This is a genomic window from Streptomyces sp. NPDC054786, assembly GCF_053611685.1.
The window spans coordinates 50,143-74,843 of record NZ_JBSHAW010000033.1 but is presented as its reverse complement, the minus strand read 5'-3'; the positions used below and the strand labels follow the sequence as shown (position 1 = coordinate 74,843).

The 24,701-nt window shown below is 70.4% G+C and carries 24 protein-coding genes; 23 read left to right on the top strand and 1 reads right to left on the bottom strand.

What is annotated here, in order from left to right; all coding sequences use genetic code 11:
• Positions 1–69: 69 nt before the first annotated feature.
• The 10 genes from mltG to nusB all read left to right on the top strand — a co-directional run bounded on the left by mltG (position 70) and on the right by nusB (position 9,414).
• Positions 70–1,755, top strand: a complete 1,686-nt coding sequence (mltG, locus tag ACWGI6_RS26425; protein ID WP_453269810.1) for an endolytic transglycosylase MltG — start codon at positions 70–72, stop codon at positions 1,753–1,755.
• On the top strand, positions 1,752–2,579 hold the full coding sequence (locus ACWGI6_RS26420; RefSeq protein WP_453269809.1) for a shikimate dehydrogenase: 828 nt from the start codon (positions 1,752–1,754) through the stop codon (positions 2,577–2,579). Before mltG ends, ACWGI6_RS26420 begins: the two co-directional genes overlap by 4 nt.
• 139 nt (positions 2,580–2,718) lie before the next feature.
• Positions 2,719–3,903, top strand: a complete 1,185-nt coding sequence (gene aroC / locus ACWGI6_RS26415) for a chorismate synthase (protein WP_393906076.1) — start codon at positions 2,719–2,721, stop codon at positions 3,901–3,903.
• Complete coding sequence (locus ACWGI6_RS26410; RefSeq protein ID WP_393906075.1) at positions 3,900–4,457, top strand: shikimate kinase; 558 nt, start codon at positions 3,900–3,902, stop codon at positions 4,455–4,457. The genes aroC and ACWGI6_RS26410 overlap by 4 nt, the downstream gene beginning before the upstream one ends.
• Positions 4,454–5,593 (top strand): 3-dehydroquinate synthase, encoded by a 1,140-nt coding sequence (gene aroB, locus ACWGI6_RS26405; RefSeq protein WP_453269808.1) that lies wholly within the window; start codon positions 4,454–4,456, stop codon positions 5,591–5,593. The genes ACWGI6_RS26410 and aroB overlap by 4 nt, the downstream gene beginning before the upstream one ends.
• Entirely contained in the window at positions 5,590–6,030 is a 441-nt protein-coding gene (gene aroQ, locus ACWGI6_RS26400; protein WP_393906073.1) for a type II 3-dehydroquinate dehydratase, read from the top strand. The genes aroB and aroQ overlap by 4 nt, the downstream gene beginning before the upstream one ends.
• Positions 6,031–6,299: 269 nt before the next feature.
• Positions 6,300–7,160: a Pro-rich N-terminal domain-containing protein gene (locus ACWGI6_RS26395; protein ID WP_453269807.1), complete on the top strand. Its 861-nt coding sequence runs from the start codon at positions 6,300–6,302 to the stop codon at positions 7,158–7,160.
• Between the two features lie 76 nt (positions 7,161–7,236).
• Positions 7,237–8,343 carry an aminopeptidase P family protein gene (locus tag ACWGI6_RS26390; protein WP_453269806.1) on the top strand — a complete coding sequence of 369 codons (1,107 nt, stop codon included), beginning with the start codon at positions 7,237–7,239 and terminating at the stop codon, positions 8,341–8,343.
• 67 nt (positions 8,344–8,410) lie between these two features.
• Complete coding sequence (gene efp, locus ACWGI6_RS26385; RefSeq protein WP_393906070.1) at positions 8,411–8,977, top strand: elongation factor P; 567 nt, start codon at positions 8,411–8,413, stop codon at positions 8,975–8,977.
• Between the two features lie 2 nt (positions 8,978–8,979).
• Complete coding sequence (gene nusB / locus ACWGI6_RS26380) at positions 8,980–9,414, top strand: transcription antitermination factor NusB (protein WP_453269805.1); 435 nt, start codon at positions 8,980–8,982, stop codon at positions 9,412–9,414.
• A 195-nt stretch (positions 9,415–9,609) separates the two neighbouring features.
• On the opposite strand, the gene bldD is transcribed toward nusB, so the two are convergent.
• Positions 9,610–10,110, bottom strand: coding sequence for a transcriptional regulator BldD (gene bldD, locus ACWGI6_RS26375; RefSeq protein WP_030987313.1), 501 nt, complete (start codon positions 10,108–10,110; stop codon positions 9,610–9,612).
• A gap of 196 nt (positions 10,111–10,306) precedes the next feature.
• On the opposite strand from bldD, the gene pyrR reads away from it, so the two are divergent.
• The 13 genes from pyrR to metK all read left to right on the top strand — a co-directional run bounded on the left by pyrR (position 10,307) and on the right by metK (position 24,676).
• The gene (pyrR, locus tag ACWGI6_RS26370; RefSeq protein ID WP_453269804.1) at positions 10,307–10,897 is read left to right on the top strand and encodes a bifunctional pyr operon transcriptional regulator/uracil phosphoribosyltransferase PyrR; all 591 of its coding nucleotides are present in this window, start codon (positions 10,307–10,309) and stop codon (positions 10,895–10,897) included.
• 93 nt (positions 10,898–10,990) lie between these two features.
• Complete coding sequence (locus tag ACWGI6_RS26365) at positions 10,991–11,968, top strand: aspartate carbamoyltransferase catalytic subunit (RefSeq protein ID WP_393906068.1); 978 nt, start codon at positions 10,991–10,993, stop codon at positions 11,966–11,968.
• Positions 11,969–11,973: 5 nt separating this feature from the next.
• Positions 11,974–13,260: a dihydroorotase gene (locus tag ACWGI6_RS26360; RefSeq protein ID WP_393906067.1), complete on the top strand. Its 1,287-nt coding sequence runs from the start codon at positions 11,974–11,976 to the stop codon at positions 13,258–13,260.
• Positions 13,257–13,853, top strand: a complete 597-nt coding sequence (locus ACWGI6_RS26355) for a PH-like domain-containing protein (protein ID WP_453269803.1) — start codon at positions 13,257–13,259, stop codon at positions 13,851–13,853. Before ACWGI6_RS26360 ends, ACWGI6_RS26355 begins: the two co-directional genes overlap by 4 nt.
• A complete protein-coding gene (gene carA, locus ACWGI6_RS26350) occupies positions 13,850–15,004 on the top strand; it encodes a glutamine-hydrolyzing carbamoyl-phosphate synthase small subunit (protein WP_453269802.1) in 1,155 nt (384 codons plus the stop codon). Before ACWGI6_RS26355 ends, carA begins: the two co-directional genes overlap by 4 nt.
• Positions 14,997–18,308, top strand: coding sequence for a carbamoyl-phosphate synthase large subunit (carB, locus tag ACWGI6_RS26345; protein WP_453269801.1), 3,312 nt, complete (start codon positions 14,997–14,999; stop codon positions 18,306–18,308). Before carA ends, carB begins: the two co-directional genes overlap by 8 nt.
• A 79-nt stretch (positions 18,309–18,387) precedes the next feature.
• The gene (locus tag ACWGI6_RS26340) at positions 18,388–19,497 is read left to right on the top strand and encodes a quinone-dependent dihydroorotate dehydrogenase (RefSeq protein WP_453269800.1); all 1,110 of its coding nucleotides are present in this window, start codon (positions 18,388–18,390) and stop codon (positions 19,495–19,497) included.
• The gene (gene pyrF, locus ACWGI6_RS26335) at positions 19,494–20,327 is read left to right on the top strand and encodes an orotidine-5'-phosphate decarboxylase (protein ID WP_453269799.1); all 834 of its coding nucleotides are present in this window, start codon (positions 19,494–19,496) and stop codon (positions 20,325–20,327) included. Before ACWGI6_RS26340 ends, pyrF begins: the two co-directional genes overlap by 4 nt.
• A gap of 215 nt (positions 20,328–20,542) precedes the next feature.
• Entirely contained in the window at positions 20,543–20,866 is a 324-nt protein-coding gene (locus ACWGI6_RS26330) for an integration host factor (RefSeq protein ID WP_006607450.1), read from the top strand.
• A 38-nt stretch (positions 20,867–20,904) separates the two neighbouring features.
• Positions 20,905–21,525 (top strand): guanylate kinase, encoded by a 621-nt coding sequence (gene gmk / locus ACWGI6_RS26325; protein WP_453269798.1) that lies wholly within the window; start codon positions 20,905–20,907, stop codon positions 21,523–21,525.
• A 72-nt stretch (positions 21,526–21,597) separates the two neighbouring features.
• On the top strand, positions 21,598–21,870 hold the full coding sequence (rpoZ, locus tag ACWGI6_RS26320) for a DNA-directed RNA polymerase subunit omega (RefSeq protein WP_005319902.1): 273 nt from the start codon (positions 21,598–21,600) through the stop codon (positions 21,868–21,870).
• A gap of 102 nt (positions 21,871–21,972) precedes the next feature.
• Positions 21,973–23,214, top strand: a complete 1,242-nt coding sequence (gene coaBC, locus ACWGI6_RS26315) for a bifunctional phosphopantothenoylcysteine decarboxylase/phosphopantothenate--cysteine ligase CoaBC (RefSeq protein WP_453269797.1) — start codon at positions 21,973–21,975, stop codon at positions 23,212–23,214.
• 253 nt (positions 23,215–23,467) lie between these two features.
• A complete protein-coding gene (gene metK / locus ACWGI6_RS26310) occupies positions 23,468–24,676 on the top strand; it encodes a methionine adenosyltransferase (RefSeq protein ID WP_093644722.1) in 1,209 nt (402 codons plus the stop codon).
• The last annotated feature ends 25 nt before the right edge of the window (positions 24,677–24,701 follow it).

The following is a 24,701-nucleotide window of genomic DNA, read 5'->3' as shown; positions in this document are numbered from 1 at the left end:
AGAGGCGGGTCGGGTACAGCAAGCGCGCTGCCGGTCCGGAGCGCACCGCCTCTCGGCTCTAGGGGATCGATGACCGAGTATGGCCGGGGCTACGGCTCCGAACCGTGGCATCCCGAGGACCCGCTCTACGGAGAGCAGGGTTCCTCCAGAGGCCAGGCGCAGCAGCCTCAGTGGGATGGACAGCAGGCCCCCCGGTACCCCCAGCAGCAGGCCGACCCGTATGCCCAGCAGCACTACAACGGTGGCTGGGACGGTTCGCAGGGCGGGCAGCTGTCGTATGACCCGTACGACCCCTACGGGCAGCAGCCGCCGGTCGACCCGTACGGCGGGACGAGCCCCGACTACTACGCCACGCCCGACGCCTATCCGCCACCACAGCCCCAGCATCTGCAGCAGCAGGCACAACAGCAGCAGATGCAGCAGATGCAGCAGCAACAGCAGTACCAGCAGTCGCCGCACCCGCAGCAGCAGAGCCCGTATCCGCAGCACGCGGAGCCGCACTACGACGAGTACGACGGCCCCGGCGACGACTGGCGGGCCGAGCCGGAGCCGCACGAGCCGGAGCCGGAGCATGCGTTCTTCGCGGGCGACGGCGGGGGCGACGACCACGACGACAACGACCCGCGCGAAACGCGCCGGGCCGGCCGCGAGCGCCGTGGCAAGAAGAACAAACGGCGCAGCGGTACCGCCTGCCTGGTCGTCGCGCTGGTCTTCGCCGGCGCGGTCGGTGCGGTGGGCTACTTCGGCTACGACTTCTTCATGGCCCACTTCGGATCGGCCCCCGACTACAACGGGGAGGGCTCCGGGGAGATCCAGGTCGACATTCCGGACGGTTCGCCGCTCTCGGAAATGGGCCAGATCCTCCAGCGCGAGGGCGTCATCAAGAGCGCCGGCGCCTTCACCGAGGCGGCCGGCGAGAACAAGAAGGCGCAGAGCCTGCAGGCCGGGACGTACACGCTGCGCAAGCAGATGTCGGGCGCCGCGGCCATCGAGCTGATGCTGGACCCCAAGAGCCGCAACGGCCTCACGATCCGTGAAGGGCTGCGGGCGGGCGAGGTCTACAAACTCATCGACAAGAAGCTGCACCTCAAGGCGGGCACGACCAAGGGTGTCGCGAAGAGCGATGCCAAGAACCTCGGGCTGCCGTCGTGGGCGAACGACTCCTCGAAGATAAAGGACCCGCTGGAGGGCTTCCTCTATCCCTCGACCTACAGCGTCGGTGGAAAGGTGAAGCCGGCCGAGGTCCTGAAGCAGATGGTGGCGAGGGCGAACCAGGTCTACGCGAAATACGACCTGGAAGCGAAGGCCCGCAAGCTCAAGCTGGACTCGCCGATGCAGCTGCTGACCGTCGCCAGCCTCACGCAGGCCGAAGGCAAGTACAAGCATGACTTCGTCAAGGTCGCGCGCGTCGTCTACAACCGCCTCAAGCCGAACAACACCGAGACGTACGGCCTGCTGGACTTCGACTCGACGGTGAACTACGCCAGGTCCCAGAGCACCCTGGACACCGGGTCCGTCGACAATCTGCGGAACTTCAACGACCCCTACAACACCTACAAGTTCAAGGGACTGCCGCCGGGCCCGATCGGCAACCCGGGTGAGGTGGCGCTCAAGTCGGCCATCGACCCGGCCAAGGGCAACTGGTACTACTTCGTCTCGATCAACCCGGAAAAGACGCTGTTCGCCGAGACGAACGAAGAGCACGAGCGAAACCGGCGCATCTACGCGAAGGAACACGAGAAAGCCAAGCAATGAGCGCCACACGTCGAGCCGCGGTACTCGGCTCCCCGATCGCCCATTCCCTCTCTCCGGTGCTGCACCGCGCCGCCTACCGGGAGCTGGGGCTGAGCGACTGGACGTATGACCGCCACGAGGTCGACGAAGCGGGGCTGCCCGCCTTCATGGAGCGCCTGGACGCCACCTGGGCGGGACTCTCGCTGACCATGCCGCTCAAGCGGGCGGTGATCCCGTTGCTCGACGAGATCAGCCCCACGGCAGCCTCGGTCGAGGCGGTGAACACCGTCGTCCGCACCGCCGACGGGCGCCGCCTCGGCGACAACACCGACATCCCCGGCATGCTCGCCGCGCTGCGCGAGCGCGGGGTGCGGCAGGTCGAGCGGGCGTCGGTGCTGGGCGCCGGCGCCACCGCCTCCTCGGCGCTCGCCGCGCTCTCCCGTATCTGCACCGGCGAGGTCACCGCCTATGTCCGCAGCCGGGCGCGCGCCGACGAGATGCGCGGCTGGGGCGAGCGGCTGGGAGTCACGGTCCGCACTGCCGCCTGGGAGGACGCCGCCGCGGCCTTCGAGGCACCACTGACCGTTGCCACCACCCCGGCGGGCACCACCGACCCGCTCGCCGCCGCCGTCCCCGAGCGGCCCGGCACGCTCTTCGACGTCCTCTACGAGCCCTGGCCGACGGCGCTGGCCACCGCCTGGGCCGACCGCGGCGGCGCCGTGGTGGGCGGCCTGGACCTGCTGGTCCACCAGGCCGTACTGCAGGTGGAGCAGATGACGGGGCGCTCCCCGGCGCCACTGGCCGCGATGCGCAAGGCCGGCGAGGCGGCGCTCGCCGCCCGCTGACCCGTCCGGTCCGTCCCGGTCCGCCCCCGCTGTCCGCGTGTGCCCGGTCCGGCCCCTGGACTGGGCGCCGCCCGCCGCGCGCGACGTGGGAGGATCGGGGGGAGACCGTATGCGGATGAGCAGTACATGAGGAGCACCGTTGAGCAGGTTGCGCTGGCTGACGGCGGGGGAGTCGCACGGCCCCGCACTCGTGGCGACGCTGGAGGGCCTTCCGGCCGGAGTTCCGATCACCACGGAGCTGGTGGCGGACGCCCTGGCCCGGCGCCGGCTCGGCTATGGCCGCGGTGCCCGGATGAAGTTCGAGCAGGACCAGGTCACGTTCCTGGGCGGCGTGCGGCACGGTCTGTCGCTGGGCTCGCCGGTGGCCGTGATGATCGGCAACACCGAGTGGCCCAAGTGGGAGCAGGTGATGGCGGCCGATCCGGTGGACCCGGAGGAGCTGGCCGCGCTGGCCCGTAACGCGCCGCTGACCCGTCCCCGCCCCGGCCACGCCGACCTCGCCGGTATGCAGAAGTACGGCTTCGACGAGGCCCGCCCGATCCTGGAACGTGCCTCCGCCCGTGAGACCGCCGCCCGGGTCGCCCTGGGCGCGGTCGCCCGCTCCTTCCTCAAGGAGACGGCCGGCATCGAGATCGTCTCCCATGTCGTCGAGCTGGCCGCGGCGAAGGCCCCGTACGGGGTCTACCCGAAGCCCTCCGACGTGGAGAAGCTGGACGCCGATCCGGTGCGCTGCCTGGACGCGGACGCGAGCAAGGCGATGATCGCCGAGATCGACCAGGCCCACAAGGACGGCGACACCCTCGGCGGTGTGGTCGAGGTGCTGGCATACGGCGTGCCGGTGGGCCTCGGCTCGCACGTCCACTGGGACCGGCGGCTGGACGCCCGGCTGGCCGCCGCCCTCATGGGCATCCAGGCGATCAAGGGCGTCGAGGTCGGTGACGGCTTCGACCTGGCGCGGGTACCCGGCTCGAAGGCCCATGACGAGATCCTTTCGACCGACGACGGGATCAAGCGCAGCTCGGGCCACTCCGGCGGCACCGAGGGCGGGCTGACGACCGGCGAGCTGCTGCGGGTGCGTGCCGCGATGAAGCCGATCGCCACGGTGCCGCGGGCGCTGGCGACGATCGACGTGAGCACCGGTGAGGCCGCCAAGGCGCACCACCAGCGCTCGGACGTCTGCGCCGTGCCGGCCGCGGGCATCGTCGCCGAGGCGATGGTCGCCCTCGTCCTGGCGGACGCGGTCCTGGAGAAGTTCGGCGGCGACAGCGTGCCGGAGACCCGCCGCAATGTGCAGACCTTCCTCGACAACCTGGCGATCCGATGACGTCGCCGGTCGTCGTGCTGGTCGGCCCGCCCGGGGCCGGCAAGTCGACGGTGGGCGCGCAGCTGGCCGAGCGGCTGGGCGTCGGCTACCGGGACACCGACGCCGATATCGTCGCCACGGCCGGCCGGCCGATCGCCGAGATCTTCATCGACGAGGGCGAGCCGTACTTCCGCGAGCTGGAGCGCACGGCGGTACGTGACGCGCTGGAGAGCCACCCCGGTGTGCTCTCGCTCGGCGGCGGCGCGATCCTGGACGACGGCACCCGCAAGCTGCTGACCGGGCTGCCGGTGGTCTTCCTGGACGTGCAACTCGCCGATGCCGTCAAGCGGGTGGGCCTCGATGCGCCGCGCCCGCTGCTGGCCGTCAACCCGCGCAAGCAGTGGCGTGAACTGATGGAACACCGCCGCCCGCTGTACACCGGGGTCGCGCGCGCCGTGATCGAAACGGGGCAGCGCACCCCCGAGCAGGTCGCCGAGGCGATCCTGGACGCTTTGGAGCTACGGCAGGCCCCGGGGCAGACCCCGCAGGCCGCCCACAGGGAGGAACAGGCATGACGGAGCAGGCCACCCGTATCCAGGTCGGCGGTACGGCGGGCACCGACCCGTACGAGGTGCTCGTCGGGCGGCAGCTGCTCGGCGAACTCCCGGGCCTGATCGGCGGCGGGTGTCACAGCGGCGCGGAGCGCCTCGACTCGGGGCGGCGACGGGCGACGGGCGGGCGGGTCGCGGTGCTGCACCCGGAGGCGCTGGCCGCCACCGGCGAGGCGCTGCGCGAGGACCTCGCCTCCCAGGGCTACGAGGCGATCGCCGTCCAGTTGCCGAACGCCGAGGAGTCCAAGACCGTCGAGGTCGCGGCGTACTGCTGGAAGGCCCTCGGTCAGTCGGGCTTCACCCGCAGCGATGTGATCGTCGGGGTCGGCGGCGGCGCCACCACCGACCTGGCCGGCTTCGTCGCCGCGACCTGGCTGCGCGGGGTGCGCTGGATCGCGGTGCCGACGACGGTCCTGGGCATGGTGGACGCGGCGGTCGGCGGCAAGACCGGCATCAACACCGCCGAGGGCAAGAACCTCGTCGGCGCCTTCCACCCGCCGGCCGGAGTGCTCTGCGATCTGGCCGCGCTCGACTCGCTGCCGGTCCACGACTACGTGTCCGGTCTGGCCGAGGTGATCAAGGCCGGCTTCATCGCCGACCCGGCGATCCTCGAACTGATCGAGTCGGACCCGGAGGCCGCCAAGCGCCCGGACGGGGCGCACACCGCCGAGCTGATCGAGCGGGCGATCCGGGTCAAGGCCGAGGTGGTCTCCGCGGACCTGAAGGAGTCCGGCCTGCGCGAGATCCTCAACTACGGCCACACCCTCGCGCACGCCATCGAGAAGAACGAGCGCTACAACTGGCGGCACGGCGCTGCCGTCTCGGTCGGCATGGTCTTCGCCGCCGAACTCGGCCGGATCGCCGGCCGTCTGGACGACGCCACCGCCGACCGGCACCGCTCCGTCCTGGAGTCCGTCGGGCTGCCGCTGACCTACCGGGGCGACCAGTGGCCCAAGCTGCTGGAAACGATGAAGGTCGACAAGAAGTCCCGCGGCAACCGGCTGCGCTTCATCGTCCTGGATGGCCTCGCCAAGCCGACCGTCCTGGAGGGCCCGGACCCGGCCATGCTGCTCGCCGCACACGCGGAGATCGCCTCATGACCCGGCGGGTACTCGTCCTCAACGGCCCCAACCTGGGCCGGCTGGGTTCTCGTGAGCCCGAGGTCTACGGCGCCACCTCCTACACCGGACTGGTCGAGGAGTGCACCAGGCTGGGCAAGGAGCTGGGCTTCGAGGCCGAGGTCCGGGAGACCAACGACGAGGGGGAGATGATCCGCTGGCTGCACGAGGCCGCCGACGGATCGATTCCGGTCGTCATCAACCCCGGTGCCTTCACGCACTACTCGTACGGCATGCGGGACGCGGCCGCCCAGCGCACCGCCCCGCTGATCGAGGTGCACATCTCGAACCCGTACGCGCGCGAGGAGTTCCGCCACAATTCGGTCATTGCGGCCGTCGCCAGCGGTACGGTCGCCGGCTTCGGCATCGGCTCGTACCGTCTCGCGCTCCGCGCGCTGGCCGAGGAACTGGACGGCTGACGCCCTCTCGGGCACCTGATCCCGCCCTCGGCCGTTCAACCATGGAGCGCCGGGGGTAGGGAGCCCTCCTGCCGTGTGCGGGAGGGTACGGTTCCCAGCAGTACCATCCACGCCGACGGGTGTAGGGCACAACGGCCCCTCCGGGCCGGTGGGTTACCGCACGACGCACCGGGCAGCCAGTCCCGGCGCCTGGGGGCAGTCCCCCCCAGCTACCGCCGGCGTGAGCCGGGGGAGCACCACATCGACCGCACGAGACGGAGAGCCACCGGATGCAGTACGCAGTGGGGGCTCCGCTGCCACCGCCCCGCGGGCAGGTACCACTTGGGGCCGCCATGAACTGGACGCCCAACCCGGGACAGCACACCCCGCCGTCCCCACCGGCCCCTTCCGCCCCTCCTCCGCCCGCGCAGCAGCCCACCCCCGGTCAGGGCTGGCACGGCCCCGCGCCCCAGCAGGCCCCGCCCCCGCCCACCCCGCACAGCACGGACATCACCGGCCATGTGCCGCTGCCCCCGGGCGCCCCGGTGCCGCTGCCCAGCCCGCCCACCGACGCCGCGGCGCCGGACGCCGCGCATGCGGCCGTCGCGGTGCTGCTCATCGGCCCGGCCGGGGCCGGCAAGACCAGCGTGGCGCGCCACTGGGCCGACACCCGCCGGGTGCCGACCGCGCACATCAGCCTCGACGATGTCCGCGAATGGGTCCGGTCCGGCTTCGCCGATCCGCAGTCCGGCTGGAACGACCACTCCGAGGCGCAGTACCGCCTCGCCCGCCGCACCTGCGGCTTCGCGGCCCGTAACTTCCTCGCCAACGGCATCTCCTGCATCCTCGACGACGCGGTCTTCCCCGACCGGCCGGTCGTCGGCCTCGGCGGCTGGAAGCGCCATGTAGGACCCGGCCTGCTGCCGATCGTGCTGCTGCCCGGCCTGGAGATCGTCCTGGAGCGCAACGCCCGGCGCAGCGGCAACCGCCGGCTGTCCGACGAAGAGGTGGCCAGGATCCACGGGCGGATGGCCGGCTGGTACGGCTCCGGCCTGCCGATCATCGACAATTCCCAGCACGACGTCGCCACGACGGTGCGGATGTTGGACGACGTCGTCGCCCGCAGCATCGCCAGCCCGCCGAGCTGGTAGCGCCCGGCAGCAGCCCCGTACCCCGGGCGGCCCCGCTCGACCGGCCGCCTCGGGGGAGCCGCCGTACGCTCGTGATATGTCCGAGTTGTACGCGGCCCGACGCACGCGGCTGCGCGACCGCTGCGCCGCAACCGGAAGTGCCGCCGCACTGATCTCGCGCCCCGCGAACGTCCGCTACCTCACCGGTTGCGCGCCGCCCGGCGCCGCGCTGCTGCTGGGCCCGGTCGACGATGTGCTGCTGTGCGGCAGACCGTTGAGCGGTGATCCCGCCGAGGGGCGGCCGGCCGACGACGTACAGGTGTCGGTGCTGCCGACCCGTGGCGGCGACCCGGTCGTGGCCGGCGCCGATCTGGCCGCGACGGCCGGCGCGGACGCCCTGGCCGTCGAGGAGCACCACCTCACCGTCACCCGGCACCGTGCGCTCTCCCAGGTCGCGCCCCGGCTGCGGCTGACCGATCTGGCCTGCGCGGTCGAGGCGCAGCGGCTGGTGAAGGACGACGACGAGATCGCCTGTCTGCGGATCGCCGCCGAGATCGCCGACCAGGCGCTGGGAGAGCTCCTCGAATCGATCCTGGTCGGCCGCACCGAGCGGCATCTCGCCCTGGAACTGGAGCGCCGGCTGGTGGACCACGGTGCGGACGGCCCGGCCTTCCCCACGTCCGTCGCGACCGGCCCCAACGCCGGCCGCCCCGGGCATCTGCCCACCGATCGGCGGGTCGAGGAGGGCGACTTCCTCAGCGTCTGCCTGGGCGCCAATTACCGCGGCTACCGCTGCGAGATCGGCCGGACCTTCGTCATCGGCACCACGCCCTCGGACTGGCAGATCGAGCTGTACGATCTCGTTTTCGCAGCCCAGCGGGCCGGGCGGGAGGCACTTGCGCCGGGTGTGGAGTGCCGTGAGGTGGACCGGGTGACCCGTCATGTGCTGGACGCCGCGGGGTACGGCGAGGGGCTCGGGCCGTGGACCGGGCACGGCGTGGGACTCGAAATCGACGAGGACCCTCAATTGTCGCCTGCCGCCATGGGTAAACTGGACGCTTGCGTGCCGGTCACCGTCGAGCCGGGGGTTCACATCCCGGGCCGTGGGGGTGTCCGGATCGACGACACACTCGTCGTCCGCCCCGAGGCGGACGGCGGGCCCGAGCTACTCACGATCACGACCAAGGAGCTGCTCGCACTCTGAGCCGTAGGGGTTCGGCGTGCGCGTGCTCCGGGGTCCCACCACCTGCAGTCCAGGAGATTCCGCAACCGTGGCATCCACGAACGACCTCAAGAACGGCATGGTGCTCAAGCTCGACGGCGGCCAGCTCTGGTCCGTCGTCGAGTTCCAGCACGTCAAGCCCGGCAAGGGCCCGGCCTTCGTCCGCACCAAGCTCAAGAACGTGCTGTCCGGCAAGGTGGTGGACAAGACCTTCAACGCCGGCGTGAAGGTCGAGACGGCCACCGTCGACAAGCGCGGGATGCAGTTCTCGTACATGGACGGCGACTACTTCGTCTTCATGGACATGGACACCTACGACCAGCTGCACGTCGACCGTAAGTCCGTCGGCGACGCCGCGAACTACCTCATCGAGGGCTTCGAGGCGGTCGTGGCGCAGCACGAGGGCGAGGTGCTCTACGTCGAGCTGCCTGCCGCGGTCGAGCTGAACATCAAGCACACCGAGCCCGGCGTGCAGGGCGACCGCTCCACCGGTGGCTCCAAGCCCGCCGAGCTGGAGACCGGCCACTCCATCCAGGTGCCGCTCTTCATCACGACCGGCGAGAAGATCAAGGTCGACACCCGCACGGGCGACTACCTCGGCCGGGTGAACAGCTAACCGTGGCTGCCCGCACCAAGGCCCGTAAGCGCGCCTTCCAGATACTCTTCGAGGCCGACCAGCGCGGTGCCGATGTGCAGTCCGTGCTCGCGGACTGGATGCGGCACGCCCGGACCGACTCCCGTCAGCCGCCGGTGAACGAATACACCCTGCAGTTGGTCGAGGGGTACGCGGACCATGCCGCCCGGATCGATGAGCTGATCTCCACCTACGCGGTCGACTGGGACCTGGACCGGATGCCGGCGGCCGACCGCAGCATCCTGCGGCTCGGCGCCTATGAGCTGCTCTGGGTGGACGACACCCCGGACGCGGTGGCGATCGACGAGGCCGTACAGCTCGCCGGGGAGTTCTCCACGGACGACTCCCCGGCCTTCGTCAACGGCCTCCTCGGCCGGTTCAAGGAGCTGAAGCCGAGCCTGCGGCGCGAGGCGCAGTAGGCGGTCGGCAGAGCGTGTGAACGGGCCCGGAGCGAGGGGCAATGCTCCGGGCCCTTCGCATGCCCGCAGAACGCCGTATGGGGGCTCTCCTGGCGCACCGTGCGCTGCCGGCGTGCGCCCTCAGTGCGCCGGTACAGAAAAACCGCCGCCCCGGAACCCGGAGCGGCGGCACGTTTCTGCAGGTGGTGAAGCGGGTCAGATCTCGTCGTGCTGCACGGCGCGGCGTGCTTCGGCGTCGAGCACGCCCCAGCTGATCAGCTGCTCGGTCAGCACCGAGGGCGACTGGTCGTAGATGACCGCGAGGGTGCGCAGGTCGTCCTGGCGGATCGAAAGGACCTTGCCGTTGTAGTCGCCGCGCTGGCTCTGGATCGTGGCGGCGTAGCGCTGCAGCGGGCCGGCCTTCTCCTGCGGGACATGGGCGAGGCGCTCCAGGTCGAGCACCAGCTTCGGCGGCGGCTCGGCCGCTCCGCCCGGTGTCGTGCCCGGCAGCAGTTCCTGCACCGGAACGCCGTAGAAGTCCGCCAGCTCGGCAAGGCGCTGCACGGTCACGGCACGGTCGCCGCGCTCGTACGAACCCACCACGACGGCCTTCCAACGGCCCTGGGACTTCTCCTCGACGCCGTGGAGAGAGAGGCCCTGCTGGGTGCGGATGGCGCGGAGCTTGGCCCCGAGCTGTTTAGCGTATTCGCTGGACATAAGGCTCCCCGGACGAAGACTGGTAACTCACTGTGAGGTTACGCAGCGTAATCTGACTTCGTCAAGCGGAACGGGCCAGACCCTCACCCGTCAGGGGTGCGGACGGCTCCTGGGAGGGCTCCTGATAGCCTGGGCTGCGTAATTCCGACGTCCTTTAAGGTCCGTCCCGTGAGGCGGAGAAGGAGGTCCGTTTCATATGGACGCAAGCAGTTCCGACACGACAGCTCAGCTCCCCGCGCGGCCGGTGCTCGAAGGCCCGGACATCGCGCGGATGCTCACCCGTATTGCCCACGAGATCGTCGAGCGCGCCAAGGGCGCGGACGATGTGGTGCTCCTGGGGATCCCGACCCGCGGCGTCTTCCTCGCCCGTCGGCTGGCTGCCAAGCTCGAAGAGATCACTGGCCGGACGATCCCGGTCGGCTCGCTCGACATCACGATGTACCGCGACGACCTGCGCCTGGGCCCGGCCCGCACGCTCGCCCGCACGGACATCCCCGCCGACGGCATCGAGGGCCGGGTCGTCCTGCTCGTCGACGACGTCCTCTTCTCCGGACGCACCATCCGCGCCGCGCTGGACGCGCTGGGCGACATCGGCCGGCCGCGCGCCGTACAGCTGGCGGTCCTCGTCGACCGCGGCCACCGCGAACTGCCGATCCGCGCCGACTACGTGGGCAAGAACCTCCCCACGTCGCTGCGGGAGACGGTCAAGGTCCAGCTCACCGAGGAGGACGGCCGGGACGCCGTGCTGCTCGGCGTGAAGCACACCGCCCCGGCCGGCGAGCGATAGCGCACCGCGTACGGACCCGGTGACCCCGGGCCCGCAGGCATGCCTGCTCAACGGACATTCCCGTACACCTCCTTCACTCACGGAGAAAACCGGATGAAGCGTCACCTCATCTCGGCCGCCGACCTCACGCGCGACGACGCCGTCCTGATCCTCGACACCGCCGAGGAGATGGCCCGGGTCGCCGACCGGCCGATCAAGAAGCTCCCCACCCTGCGCGGACGCACGGTCTGCAACCTCTTCTTCGAGGACTCGACCCGGACGCGGATCTCCTTCGAGGCCGCCGAGAAGCGGCTCTCCGCCGACGTCATCAACTTCGCCGCCAAGGGGTCCAGCGTCTCCAAGGGCGAGTCCCTCAAGGACACCGCCCAGACCCTGGAGGCGATGGGCGTCGACGCCGTCGTCATCCGGCACGGCGCCTCCGGCGCCCCCTACCGCCTCGCCAACTCCGGCTGGATCGACGCCCCCGTCATCAACGCCGGCGACGGCACCCACCAGCACCCCACCCAGGCCCTGCTCGACGCCTTCACCATGCGGCGCCGGCTCATCGGCCCCGACGCCGGGCTCGGCCAGGACCTCGGGGGACGGCACATCACCGTCGTCGGAGACGTGCTCCACAGCCGGGTCGCGCGCTCGAACGTCGACCTGCTGCACACCCTCGGCGCCGAGGTCACCCTCGTCGCCCCGCCCACCCTGGTGCCGGTCGGTGTCGAGACCTGGCCGTGCGAGGTGTCGTACGACCTCGACAGCGTGCTGCCGAAGTCCGACGCCGTGATGATGCTGCGGGTGCAGCGCGAGCGGATGAACGCCGCTTTCTTCCCGACCGAGCGCGAGTACTCGCGCCGCTACGGCCTGGACGGCGAGCGGATGGCACGGATGCCCGGGCACGCCCTCGTGATGCACCCCGGCCCGATGGTCCGCGGCATGGAGATCACCGCCGAGGTCGCCGACTCCGACCGCTGCACGGTCATCGAGCAGGTGGCCAACGGGGTGTCCGTCCGTATGGCCGTCCTCTACCTGCTGCTCGGCGGCAACGAACCCGCCGTCACCCACCCCCGTACCGAGGAGAAGTAAGAACCATGAGCAAGATCCTGATCCGTGGTGCGAAGGTGCTCGGCGGGGAGCCGCAGGACGTCCTGATCGACGGCGAGCTCATCGAGGCGGTCGGCACGGGGCTTCCGGACGAGGGCGCCGAGGTCGTCGAGGCCGGTGGGAAGGTGCTGCTGCCGGGGCTCGTCGACCTGCACACCCATCTGCGCGAGCCCGGCCGCGAGGACTCCGAGACCGTCCTCACCGGCACGCGGGCCGCGGCCGGCGGCGGCTTCACCGCGGTGTTCGCCATGGCCAACACCTTTCCCGTCGCCGACACCGCCGGTGTCGTCGAGCAGGTCTACCGGCTCGGCAAGGAGTCCGGCTACTGCGATGTGCAGCCCATCGGTGCCGTGACCGTCGGCCTGGAGGGCAAGAAGCTCGCCGAGCTGGGCGCCATGCACGAGTCCGCCGCCGGGGTCACCGTCTTCTCCGACGACGGCAAGTGCGTCGACGACGCCGTGATCATGCGCCGCGCCCTGGAGTACGTGAAGGCCTTCGGCGGCGTCATCGCGCAGCACGCCCAGGAACCGCGCCTGACCGAGGGCGCCCAGATGAACGAGGGCATCGTCTCGGCGGAGCTGGGACTCGGTGGCTGGCCCGCCGTCGCCGAGGAGTCGGTCATCGCCCGTGACGTGCTGCTCGCCGAGCACGTGGGCTCGCGGGTGCACATCTGCCATCTGTCGACCGCCGGATCCGTCGAGATCGTGCGCTGGGCCAAGTCCCGCGGGATCGATGTGACGGCCGAGGTCACCCCGCACCACCTGCTCCTGACGGACGAGATGGTGCGCACGTACAACCCCGTCTACAAGGTCAACCCGCCGCTGCGCACCGAGCGCGACGTGATGGCCCTGCGCGAGGCACTCGCCGACGGCACGATCGACATCGTCGCCACCGACCACGCCCCGCACCCGCACGAGGACAAGGACTGCGAGTGGGCCGCGGCCGCCATGGGCATGGTGGGCCTGGAAACCGCGCTGTCGGTCGTGCAGCGGACGATGGTCGAGACCGGTCTGCTGACCTGGGAGGGCGTGGCGGACCGGATGTCCGTCAAGCCCGCGCGGATCGGCGGGGCCACGGGCCACGGCCGCCCCATCTCAGCCGGTGAGCCCGCCAACCTCACGCTGCTCGATTCCGCTTACCGTGGAGAGGTGGACCCCGCGGGCTTCGCCTCCCGCAGCCGCAACACCCCCTACGAGGGCCGTGAGCTGCCGGGACGTGTCACGCACACCTTCCTGCGGGGCCGGGCAACGGTCGTCGACGGGAAGCTGGCGTGACTCCTCCACTGATCCAACTGGCCGCAGCGCAGCATTCCGCGCCGGTCACCGACTGGGCCGCACGGATCGGCTGGGTCGCCGGCCTGCTGGTCTTCATCGCCTTCGTCTACTGGCTGATGCGCCAGGGCTGGAAGTGGCGCGGCACGCTCCAGGGCGATCTGCCCGAGCTACCCGCCACTCCCGACGCCCCCGGTGAGCCACACCTGACGCTCAGCGGCCGCTACCACGGCTCCACCACCGCCGGGCAGTGGCTCGACCGGATCGTGGCGCGCGGTCTGGGGACCCGTAGCCGCGCCGAGCTGACCCTCACCGACCAGGGGCTGGACGTCGTACGGCCGGGCGCGGCGGACTTCTTCGTGCCGGCCGCCGCACTGCGCGGCGCCCGCCTCGACAAGGGCATCGCCGGCAAGGTCCTGACCGAGGGCGGCCTGCTGATCGTCACCTGGGAGCACGGCGACCGGCAGATCGACTCCGGCTTCCGCTCCGACCGGGCGGAAGAGCACCCGGCCTGGGTCGAGGCCGTCAACCGGCTCAGCACCACCGAGCACACCAACAGCACCACCGAGCACACCGAAACGGAAGGCGCACGATGACGACCTCCACCAGGGGTACCGCCCACGGAACAAGGGGGCTCCCCGCCGTACTCGTCCTGGAGGACGGCCGCTCCTTCCGCGGCCGCGCCTACGGGGCCGTGGGGGAGACCTTCGGCGAAGCGGTGTTCTCCACCGGCATGACCGGCTACCAGGAGACGCTGACCGACCCCTCGTACCACCGCCAGGTCGTCGTCATGACCGCCCCGCACATCGGCAACACCGGCGTGAACGACGAGGACCCCGAGTCGCAGCGGATCTGGGTCTCCGGCTACGTCGTGCGCGACCCCGCCCGTACCCCGTCCAACTGGCGCTCGGTGCGTTCGCTGGACGACGAGCTGGTCGCCCAGGGCGTCGTCGGCATCAGCGGCATCGACACCCGCGCCCTGACCCGCCATCTGCGCGAGCGCGGTGCCATGCGGGTCGGCATCTTCTCCGGCGAGGCGCTGCCCGACGCGGGCACGATGCTGGCCAAGGTGCGCCAGGCCCCGGAGATGCAGGGCGCGGACCTGTCCACGCAGGTCGCCACCGAGGAGTCCTACGTCGTCCCGGCGATCGGCACCAAGAAGTTCACCGTCGCCGCCATCGACCTGGGCATCAAGGGCATGACCCCGCACCGGATGGCCGAGCGCGGCATCGAGGTGCACGTCCTGCCGGCCACCGCCACCGTCGACGACATCTACGCGGTGGCGCCGGACGGCGTGTTCTTCTCCAACGGCCCCGGCGACCCGGCCACCGCCGACCACCCGGTCTCCGTCATGCAGGGCGTCCTGGAGCGCAGGACACCGCTGTTCGGCATCTGCTTCGGCAACCAGATCCTGGGCCGCGCGCTGGGCTTCGGTACCTACAAGCTCAAGTACGGGCACCGCGGCATCAACCAGCCGGTGCAGGACCGTACGACCGGCAAGGTCGAGGTCACCGCGCACAACCACGGGTTCGCCGTCGACGCCCCGCTCGACGCGGTCTCCGACACCCCCTTCGGCCGTGCCGAGGTCTCCCACGTCTGTCTCAACGACAACGTGGTGGAGGGCCTGCACCTCCTCGACCAGCCGGCCTTCAGCGTCCAGTACCACCCCGAAGCCGCCGCGGGTCCGCACGACGCCGCGTACCTCTTCGACCGCTTCGTTTCCCTGATGGAGGGCCAGCGTGCCTAAGCGCACCGATATCCAGTCCGTCCTGGTCATCGGCTCCGGCCCGATCGTCATCGGCCAGGCCGCCGAGTTCGACTACTCCGGCACCCAGGCCTGCCGGGTCCTCAAGTCCGAGGGCCTGCGCGTCATCCTGGTGAACTCCAACCCGGCGACGATCATGACCGACCCCGAGATCGCCGACGCGACCTACGTCGAGCCGATCACCCCGGACTTCGTCGAGAAGATCATCGCCAAGGAGCGCCCCGACGCGCTGCTGCCCACCCTGGGTGGCCAGACGGCGCTGAACACCGCGATCTCGCTGCACGAGTCCGGCACCCTCGACAAGTACGGCGTCGAGCTGATCGGCGCCAATGTCGAGGCGATCAACAAGGGCGAGGACCGCGACCTGTTCAAGGAGGTCGTCAAGGCCGTCCATGCCAAGATCGGCCACGGCGAGTCCGCCCGCTCGGTCATCTGCCACTCCATGGACGACGTCCTGGCGGGCGTCGACGAGCTCGGCGGCTACCCCGTCGTCGTCCGCCCCTCCTTCACCATGGGCGGCGCCGGCTCCGGCTTCGCCCACGACGAGGACGAGCTGCGCCGGATCGCCGGCCAGGGGCTGACGCTCTCGCCGACCACCGAGGTGCTCCTGGAGGAGTCCATCCTCGGCTGGAAGGAGTACGAGCTGGAGCTGATGCGCGACAAGAACGACAACGTCGTGGTCGTCTGCTCCATCGAGAACTTCGACCCGATGGGCGTGCACACCGGCGACTCGATCACCGTCGCCCCGTCGATGACGCTCACCGACCGCGAGTACCAGCTCCTGCGGGACATCGGCATCGCGGTGATCCGCGAGGTCGGGGTGGACACCGGCGGCTGCAACATCCAGTTCGCGGTCAACCCCGAGGACGGCCGGGTCATCGTCATCGAGATGAACCCGCGCGTCTCGCGCTCGTCGGCGCTGGCCTCCAAGGCCACCGGCTTCCCGATCGCGAAGATCGCCGCCCGGCTCGCCGTCGGCTACACCCTCGACGAGATCCCCAACGACATCACCGAGAAGACCCCGGCCTCCTTCGAGCCGACCCTCGACTATGTCGTCGTCAAGGTGCCGCGGTTCGCCTTCGAGAAGTTCCCGGCCGCCGACGCCACGCTCACGACGACGATGAAGTCGGTCGGCGAGGCCATGGCCATCGGCCGCAACTTCCCCGAGGCGCTCAACAAGGCCCTGCGCTCCCTGGAGAAGAAGGGCAGCCAGTTCGACTTCGTGACCGCCCCGGGTGCGAAGGCGGAGCTGCTGAAGGTCGCCCAGGTCCCCACCGACGGCCGGATCAACACCGTCATGGAGGCGATCCGGGCCGGTGCCACGCCCCAGGAGGTCTTCGACGCCACGAAGATCGACCCCTGGTTCGTCGACCAGCTCTTCCTCATCAAGGAGATCGCGGACGAGATCGCGGCCGCCGAGAAGCTCCACCCGGAGATCCTTGCGGACGCAAAGCGCTATGGCTTCTCCGACGCCCAGATCGCCGCGATCCGCGGGCTGCGCGAGGACGTCGTCCGCGAGGTCCGGCACGCCCTGGGTGTCCGCCCGGTCTACAAGACGGTCGACACCTGCGCCGCCGAATTCGCCGCGAAGACCCCGTACTTCTACTCCTCGTACGACGAGGAGAGCGAGGTCGCGCCCCGCGAGAAGCCGGCCGTGATCATCCTCGGCTCCGGCCCCAACCGCATCGGCCAGGGCATCGAGTTCGACTACTCCTGCGTCCACGCCTCGTTCGCGCTCAGCGACGCGGGCTACGAGACCGTGATGGTCAACTGCAACCCGGAGACCGTCTCGACGGACTACGACACCTCCGACCGTCTGTACTTCGAGCCGCTGACGCTCGAGGACGTCCTGGAGATCGTGCACGCCGAGACCCAGGCCGGTCCGGTCGCCGGCGTCATCGTCCAGCTCGGCGGGCAGACCCCGCTCGGTCTGGCGCAGGCGCTCAAGGACAACGGTGTGCCGATCGTCGGCACCTCGCCCGAGGCGATCGACCTCGCCGAGGAGCGCGGCGCCTTCGGCCGGGTGCTCACCGAGGCCGGGCTGCCCGCCCCCAAGTACGGCACCGCCTTCTCCTTCGACGAGGCCAAGCGGATCGCCACCGAGATCGGCTACCCGGTCATGGTCCGCCCGTCCTACGTGCTCGGCGGCCGCGGTATGGAGATCGTCTACGACGAGCCGTCGCTGGGCGAGTACCTCACCCGCCACGCCGGCCTGATCGACCGGCACCCGGTCCTCATCGACCGGTTCCTCGACGACGCCATCGAGATCGATGTCGACGCGCTCTACGACGGCACCGAGCTCTACCTCGGCGGCGTCATGGAGCACATCGAGGAGGCCGGCATCCACTCCGGCGACTCCGCCTGTGCGCTGCCCCCCATCACGCTGGGCGGCTTCGACATCAAGCGGCTGCGCGCCTCCACGGAGGCCATCGCCAAGGGCGTCGGCGTCCGCGGCCTGATCAACATCCAGTTCGCGATGGCCGGGGACATCCTGTACGTCCTGGAGGCCAATCCGCGCGCCTCCCGTACGGTCCCCTTCACCTCGAAGGCCACCGCGGTGCCGCTGGCCAAGGCCGCCGCCCGTATCTCGCTGGGCTCGACCATCGCCGAACTGCGCGCCGAGGGCATGCTGCCCAGGTCCGGCGACGGCGGCACGCTGCCGCTGGACGCGCCGATCTCCGTCAAGGAAGCGGTGATGCCCTGGTCGCGGTTCCGCGACATCCACGGCCGCGGGGTGGACACCATCCTCGGCCCGGAGATGCGCTCCACCGGCGAGGTCATGGGCATCGACTCGGTCTTCGGCACCGCCTACGCCAAGTCGCAGACCGGCGCGTACGGCGCACTGCCCACCAAGGGCCGTGCCTTCGTCTCGGTCGCCAACCGGGACAAGCGCTCGATGATCTTCCCTGCGCGGGAACTGGTCGCGCACGGCTTCGAGCTGCTCGCCACCTCCGGCACCGCCGAGGTGCTGCGCCGCAACGGCATCAACGCCACGGTGGTCCGCAAGCAGTCCGAGGGCGAGGGCCCGGACGGCGAGAAGACCATCGTCCAGCTGATCCACGACGGCCAGGTCGACCTGATCGTCAACACCCCCTACGGCACCGGCGGCCGGCTGGACGGCTACGACATCCGTACCGCCTCCGTCGCCCGCGGCATCCCCTGCCTGACCACGGTCCAGGCGCTGGCCGCGGCCGTACAGGGCATCGAGGCCATGTCCCGCGGAGACGTCGGCGTACGTTCCCTCCAGGAACACGCCGAACATCTCACCGCGGCCCGCGAGGAGTAGCGGCGAGGAGGGGGACACCGACGCGGTGTCCCCCTCTTCGTGAGCCCCTCACTCCTCACCGCGGAAGGCACACCCGACGATGTACCGCCTCTTCTTCCACCTGATCTTCAAGCGCATGGACCCCGAGCAGGCCCACCACCTGGCCTTTCGCTGGATCCAGCTGGCCGTGCGCATCCCCGTGCTGCGCACCTTCGTGGCGGCCGCCCTCGCGCCCCGCTACAAGGAGCTGCGCACCGAGGCCCTGGGCCGGCGGATGCACGGCCCCTTCGGCCTGGCCGCCGGCTTCGACAAGAACGCCGTCGCGATCGACGGGATGACCATGCTCGGCTTCGACCATGTCGAGATCGGTACGGTCACCGCCCAGCCGCAGCCGGGCAACCCCAAGAAGCGCCTGTTCCGGCTCGTACCGGACCGCGCGCTGATCAACCGGATGGGCTTCAACAACGAGGGGTCCGCGTCCGTCGCGGCCCGCCTCGCGGCCCGCCACCCGGTCTTCCCCACCACCGTCGGCGTCAACATCGGCAAGACCAAGGTCGTACCGGAGGCCGAGGCCAACGCCGACTACGTCACCTCCACCGAGCGGCTCGCCCGGCACGCCGACTACCTGGTCGTCAATGTCTCCTCCCCGAACACCCCGGGGCTGCGCAACCTCCAGGCCGTCGACCACCTCCGCCCCCTGCTGACGGCCGTACGCGAGGCCGCCGACCGTACGGTGACCGCCCGCCGGGTCCCGCTGCTGGTCAAGATCGCCCCCGACCTCGCCGACGCGGATGTGGACGCGGTCGCCGACCTGGCCGTGGAGCTGGGCCTGGACGGGATCATCGCCACCAACACCACCATCGCCCGCGAGGGCCTCGGCCTGACCTCCGACCCCCGGCTGGCCGCGGAGACCGGCGGGCTGTCCGGCGCGCCCGTCAAGGAGCGCTCGCTGGAGGTGCTGCGCCGCCTCTACGCCCGCGTCGGCGACACGATCACCCTCATCGGGGTGGGCGGCATCGAGAACGCCGAGGACGCCTGGCAGCGCATCCTCGCCGGCGCCACCCTCGTCCAGGGCTACAGCGCCTTCATCTACCAGGGCCCGTTCTGGTGCCGCGCGATCCACAAGGGCCTCGCCGCGCGTCTGCGCAACAGTCCGTACGCCACCCTCGCCGACGCGGTCGGCGCCGAGCACAAGAAGGTGTCCGCATGACCGAGCCTTTCGGTTCCCGCCTGCGCCGCGCCATGGACGAGCGCGGTCCGCTCTGCGTCGGCATCGACCCGCACGCCTCGCTGCTGGCCGACTGGGGCCTGAACGACGATGTGGCGGGTCTGGCGCGGTTCACCCGGACCGTGGTGGAGGCCCTCGGCGAGACGGTCGCGCTCTTCAAGCCACAGTCCGCGTTCTTCGAGCGCTTCGGCTCGCGCGGCCTCGCCGTACTGGAGACCGCCGTCGAGGAGGCGCGCGAGCGCGGCGCCCTGGTCCTGATGGACGCCAAGCGCGGCGACATCGGCTCGACCATGACCGCCTACGCGGAGACCTACCTGCGCAAGGACTCGCCGCTGTTCTCCGACGCGCTGACCGTCTCCCCGTACCTCGGCTACGGCTCGCTGAAGCCGGCCTCCGACATGGCGCGCGAGAACGGTGCCGGGCTCTTCGTCCTCGCCCTCACCTCCAACCCGGAGGGTGCCGAGGTCCAGCGGGCGGTGCGCGAGGACGGCCGCACGCTCGCCGCGACCATGCTCGGCCACCTCGCCGCCGAGAATGCCGGTGCCGAGCCGCTGGGCTCCTTCGGCGCGGTCGTCGGCGCCACGCTCGGCGATCTCTCCTCGTTCGATCTGGCGATCAACGGCCCGTTGCTCGCACCCGGCATCGGCGCCCAGGGCGCCACCCCCGCCGACCTCCCGAAGGTCTTCGGGGACGCCGTACGCAATGTCGTGCCGAGCGTCAGCCGGGGGGTGCTGCGGCACGGCCCGGACGCCGCGGCGCTGCGCGCCGCGGCGGACCGATTCGCCGACGAAGTGCGCATCGCGCTCGGTTAAGAGCCTTCCGACGGGGACTTTGGTCCCGAATTGTCCTGGTCAGCAGAGTCTGACCAGGACTTTTCGCTTGTTCTCGCTGACTCCGGCGCCCTCTGGCGCTAGTCTCCGACGAGAGCACTGCACGTAAGCGCGTTGCTCGTTGCTCCGCAGGTGCGGGGCGACTAGGTTCCACACCGGTCCGTATCCGACAGTTCGACATCCGAGGTGACGTAGGCGTGGCTCTTCCGCCCCTTACCCCTGAACAGCGCGCAGCCGCGCTCGAGAAGGCCGCCGCGGCTCGCCGGGAGCGCGCCGAGGTCAAGAATCGGCTCAAGCACTCCGGTGCTTCCCTCCATGAGGTCATCAAGCAGGGCCAGGAGAACGACGTCATCGGCAAGATGAAGGTCTCCGCCCTTCTGGAGTCCCTGCCGGGCGTCGGCAAGGTCCGCGCCAAGCAGATCATGGAGCGACTCGGGATCTCCGAGAGCCGCCGTGTCCGGGGTCTTGGCTCCAACCAGATCGCGTCGCTGGAGCGCGAGTTCGGCAGCACTGCTTCCTGAATTTTCCGGCATCACCGGGAAGCTGGAATAATCGCTGCATGAGTTCTGCAGTCTCCGGGGGGACGACCCCCGCGCCCCCGGCCAGACAACCGCGACTGACCGTGCTCTCCGGCCCCTCCGGGGTCGGCAAGAGCACGGTCGTCGCGCATATGCGCAAGGTCCACCCCGAGGTGTGGCTCTCGGTTTCGGCCACCACCCGCAAGCCGCGCCCCGGGGAGCGGCACGGCGTCCATTACTTCTTCGTCGACGGCGAGGAGTTCGACAAGCTCATCGCCAACGGTGAGCTGCTCGAATGGGCCGAATTCGCGGGCAACCGGTACGGCACCCCCCGCAAGGCGGTGCTGGACCGCCTGGAGGCCGGGGAGCCGGTCCTGCTGGAGATCGATCTGCAGGGCGCCCGCCAGGTCCGCGAGTCCATGCCGGAGGCGAATCTGCTCTTCCTGGCCCCGCCGAGCTGGGACGAGCTGGTCCGCCGGCTCACCGGCCGGGGCACGGAGGCGCCGGAGGTCATCGAGCGTCGGCTGGCCGCCGCCAGGATCGAACTGGCAGCGGAGAAAGAGTTCGATGTGACGCTTGTCAACACCTCCGTCGAGGACGTCAGCCGTGAGCTGCTAGCCTTGATGCTGAATCGATCCGGAGACGAGAACACCAGCGCCTGACCGCGCAGCTCCCCCGGACCGTCCAAGACTTTGCGTTACACCCCCGCTTCATCCCCCTTCGGAAGGTAGAGAGTGTCCTCTTCCATCACTGCACCCGAGGGCATCATCAACCCGCCCATTGATGAGCTTCTCGAGGCCACCGATTCGAAGTACAGCCTGGTGATCTACGCCGCCAAGCGCGCGCGTCAGATCAACGCGTACTACTCGCAGCTCGGCGAGGGCCTGCTCGAGTACGTCGGCCCGCTCGTGGACACCCACGTCCACGAGAAGCCCCTGTCGATCGCGCTCCGCGAGATCAACGCGGGTCTGCTGACCTCCGAGGCCATCGAGGGCCCGGCCCAGTAAGCAGCGGAACATTTCACCCAAGGGCCCGGCGGCGCGACCGCCGGGCCCTTGGTGTGTCATAGGGGCATACGTACGGACCTAGGCCCGGGGAGCGGCGAAGCGATGGACAGGCGTGAGCGGGAGCGGGAGCGGCCCAGGGTCGTCCTGGGGGTGAGCGGCGGGATCGCCGCGTACAAGGCGTGCGAGCTGCTGCGGCGGCTGACCGAGTCCGGACACGACGTACGGGTGGTGCCGACCGCCTCGGCGCTGCACTTCGTCGGCGAGGCCACCTGGTCGGCGCTGTCCGGCAACCCGGCCGGTACCGAGGTCTGGGAATCCGTCCACGAGGTCCCGCACGTCCGGATCGGCCAGGCCGCCGATCTCGTCGTGGTCGCCCCCGCCACGGCCGATCTGCTCGCCAAGGCCGCCCACGGCCTCGCCGACGATCTGCTGACCAATACCCTGCTCACCGCGCGCTGCCCGGTGGTCTTCGCCCCGGCGATGCACACCGAGATGTGGGAGAACCCCGCCACTCAGGAGAATGTCGCCACGCTGCGCCGCCGCGGCGCCCTCGTCATCGACCCGGCGGTCGGCCGGCTGACCGGCGTCGACACCGGTAAGGGCCGCTTCCCCGACCCGGTCGAGATCTTCGAGTTCTGCCGCCGGGTGCTGGCCCGCGGCGCACGGGCGACGGAGCTGGATCTCGCCGGCCGCCATGTCGTGGTCAGCGCGGGCGGCACCCGCGAGCCGCTGGACCCCGTCCGCTACCTGGGCAACCGCTCCTCCGGCAAGCAGGGCTATGCGCTCGCCCGTACGGCGGCGGCCCGCGGCGCCCGGGTCACGCTGGTCGCCGGCAACACCGAGCTGCCCGATCCGGCCGGGGTGGAGGTGATCCGCATCGGCACGGCCCGTCAGCTCCAGGAAGCCGTACTGAAGGCCGCCGCCGACGCCGATGCCGTGGTCATGGCCGCCGCGGTCGCCGATTTCCGGCCCGCCGTCTACACCACCGGCAAGATCAAGAAGGTCGAGGGCCAGGAGCCGGAACCGGTCACTCTGGTCCGAAATCCGGACATCCTTGCCGAGCTCTCCGCCGAGCGGGCCCGCCCCGGCCAGCTCGTGGTCGGCTTCGCGGCGGAGACCGACGACGTGCTCGCCAACGGTCGCGCCAAGCTCACCCGCAAGGGCTGTGACCTGCTGGTCGTCAACGAGGTCGGGGAGCACAAGGCGTTCGGTTCGGCCGAGAACGAGGCGGTGATCCTGGCGGCCGACGGAACCGAGACCCCGGTCCCGTACGGCCCCAAGGAAGCCCTGGCCGAAACGGTCTGGGACCTGGTCGCGCCCCGTCTGGCCGAGATCCGCCCCTGACGTGCCCGTACGGACCGCGGCATCACCCCTCCGGCCCCCTAAAATCCGGCCGATCCCCTTGACCCGGCCCATGCTCAAGGTGATCGTCCTACCGTGGGCCGTGGTGTCCCAGGTCACTGGGGGTCCATAAATCGAGACCGCGTGCCCGAACGCCGCACACGACCGATAAACTGGCGAGTGGATCGGGCCGAGCGCAGCTCTCGGCCCTTCCGCCAATGATCAGCCAGCAGCCGCTGCAACCCCAGGGAGCGATGTGTCCCGCCGCCTGTTCACCTCGGAGTCCGTCACCGAGGGCCACCCCGACAAGATCGCTGACCAGATCAGCGACACCATCCTCGACGCTCTCCTCAAGGAAGACCCGACATCACGGGTCGCCGTGGAGACGTTGATCACCACCGGCCTGGTGCATGTGGCCGGCGAGGTGACGACGAAGGCGTACGCCGACATCCCCAACCTCGTCCGCAACAAGATCCTGGACATCGGTTACGACTCGTCCAAGAAGGGCTTCGACGGCGCTTCCTGTGGCGTCTCGGTGTCCATCGGTGCGCAGTCCCCGGACATCGCCCAGGGTGTCGACACCGCGTACGAGAACCGTGTCGAGGGCGATGACGACGAGCTGGACAAGCAGGGCGCCGGCGACCAGGGCCTCATGTTCGGCTATGCCTGCGACGAGACCCCGGAGCTGATGCCGCTCCCGATCAACCTCGCGCACCGGCTCTCCCGCCGTCTCTCCGAGGTCCGCAAGAACGGGACCATCCCCTACCTCCGCCCCGACGGCAAGACCCAGGTCACCATCGAGTACGACGGCCACAAGGCCGTCCGCCTCGACACCGTCGTGGTCTCCTCGCAGCACGCCAGCGACATCGACCTCGACTCGCTCCTGGCGCCCGACATCCGCGAGTTCGTCGTCGAGCACGTCCTCAACCAGCTCGTCGAGGACGGCATCAAGCTGGACACCGACGGCTACCGGCTGCTGGTCAACCCGACCGGCCGCTTCGAGATCGGCGGCCCCATGGGTGACGCCGGCCTCACCGGCCGCAAGATCATCATCGACACCTACGGCGGCATGGCCCGCCACGGTGGCGGCGCCTTCTCCGGCAAGGACCCGTCCAAGGTCGACCGCTCGGCCGCCTACGCGATGCGCTGGGTCGCCAAGAACGTCGTCGCCGCCGGCCTCGCGGCCCGCTGCGAGGTCCAGGTCGCCTACGCCATCGGCAAGGCCGAGCCGGTCGGTCTCTTCGTCGAGACCTTCGGCACCGCGACCGTCGACACCGACAAGATCGAGCAGGCCATCGGCGAGGTCTTCGACCTCCGCCCGGCGGCCATCATCCGCGACCTCGATCTGCTCCGTCCCATCTACGCGGAGACCGCCGCCTACGGCCACTTCGGCCGTGAGCTGGAGGACTTCACCTGGGAGCGCACGGACCGGGTGGAGGCGCTGAAGAAGGCTGCGGGGCTGTAAGTCCCCCACGGCCCGTGAAGTGACC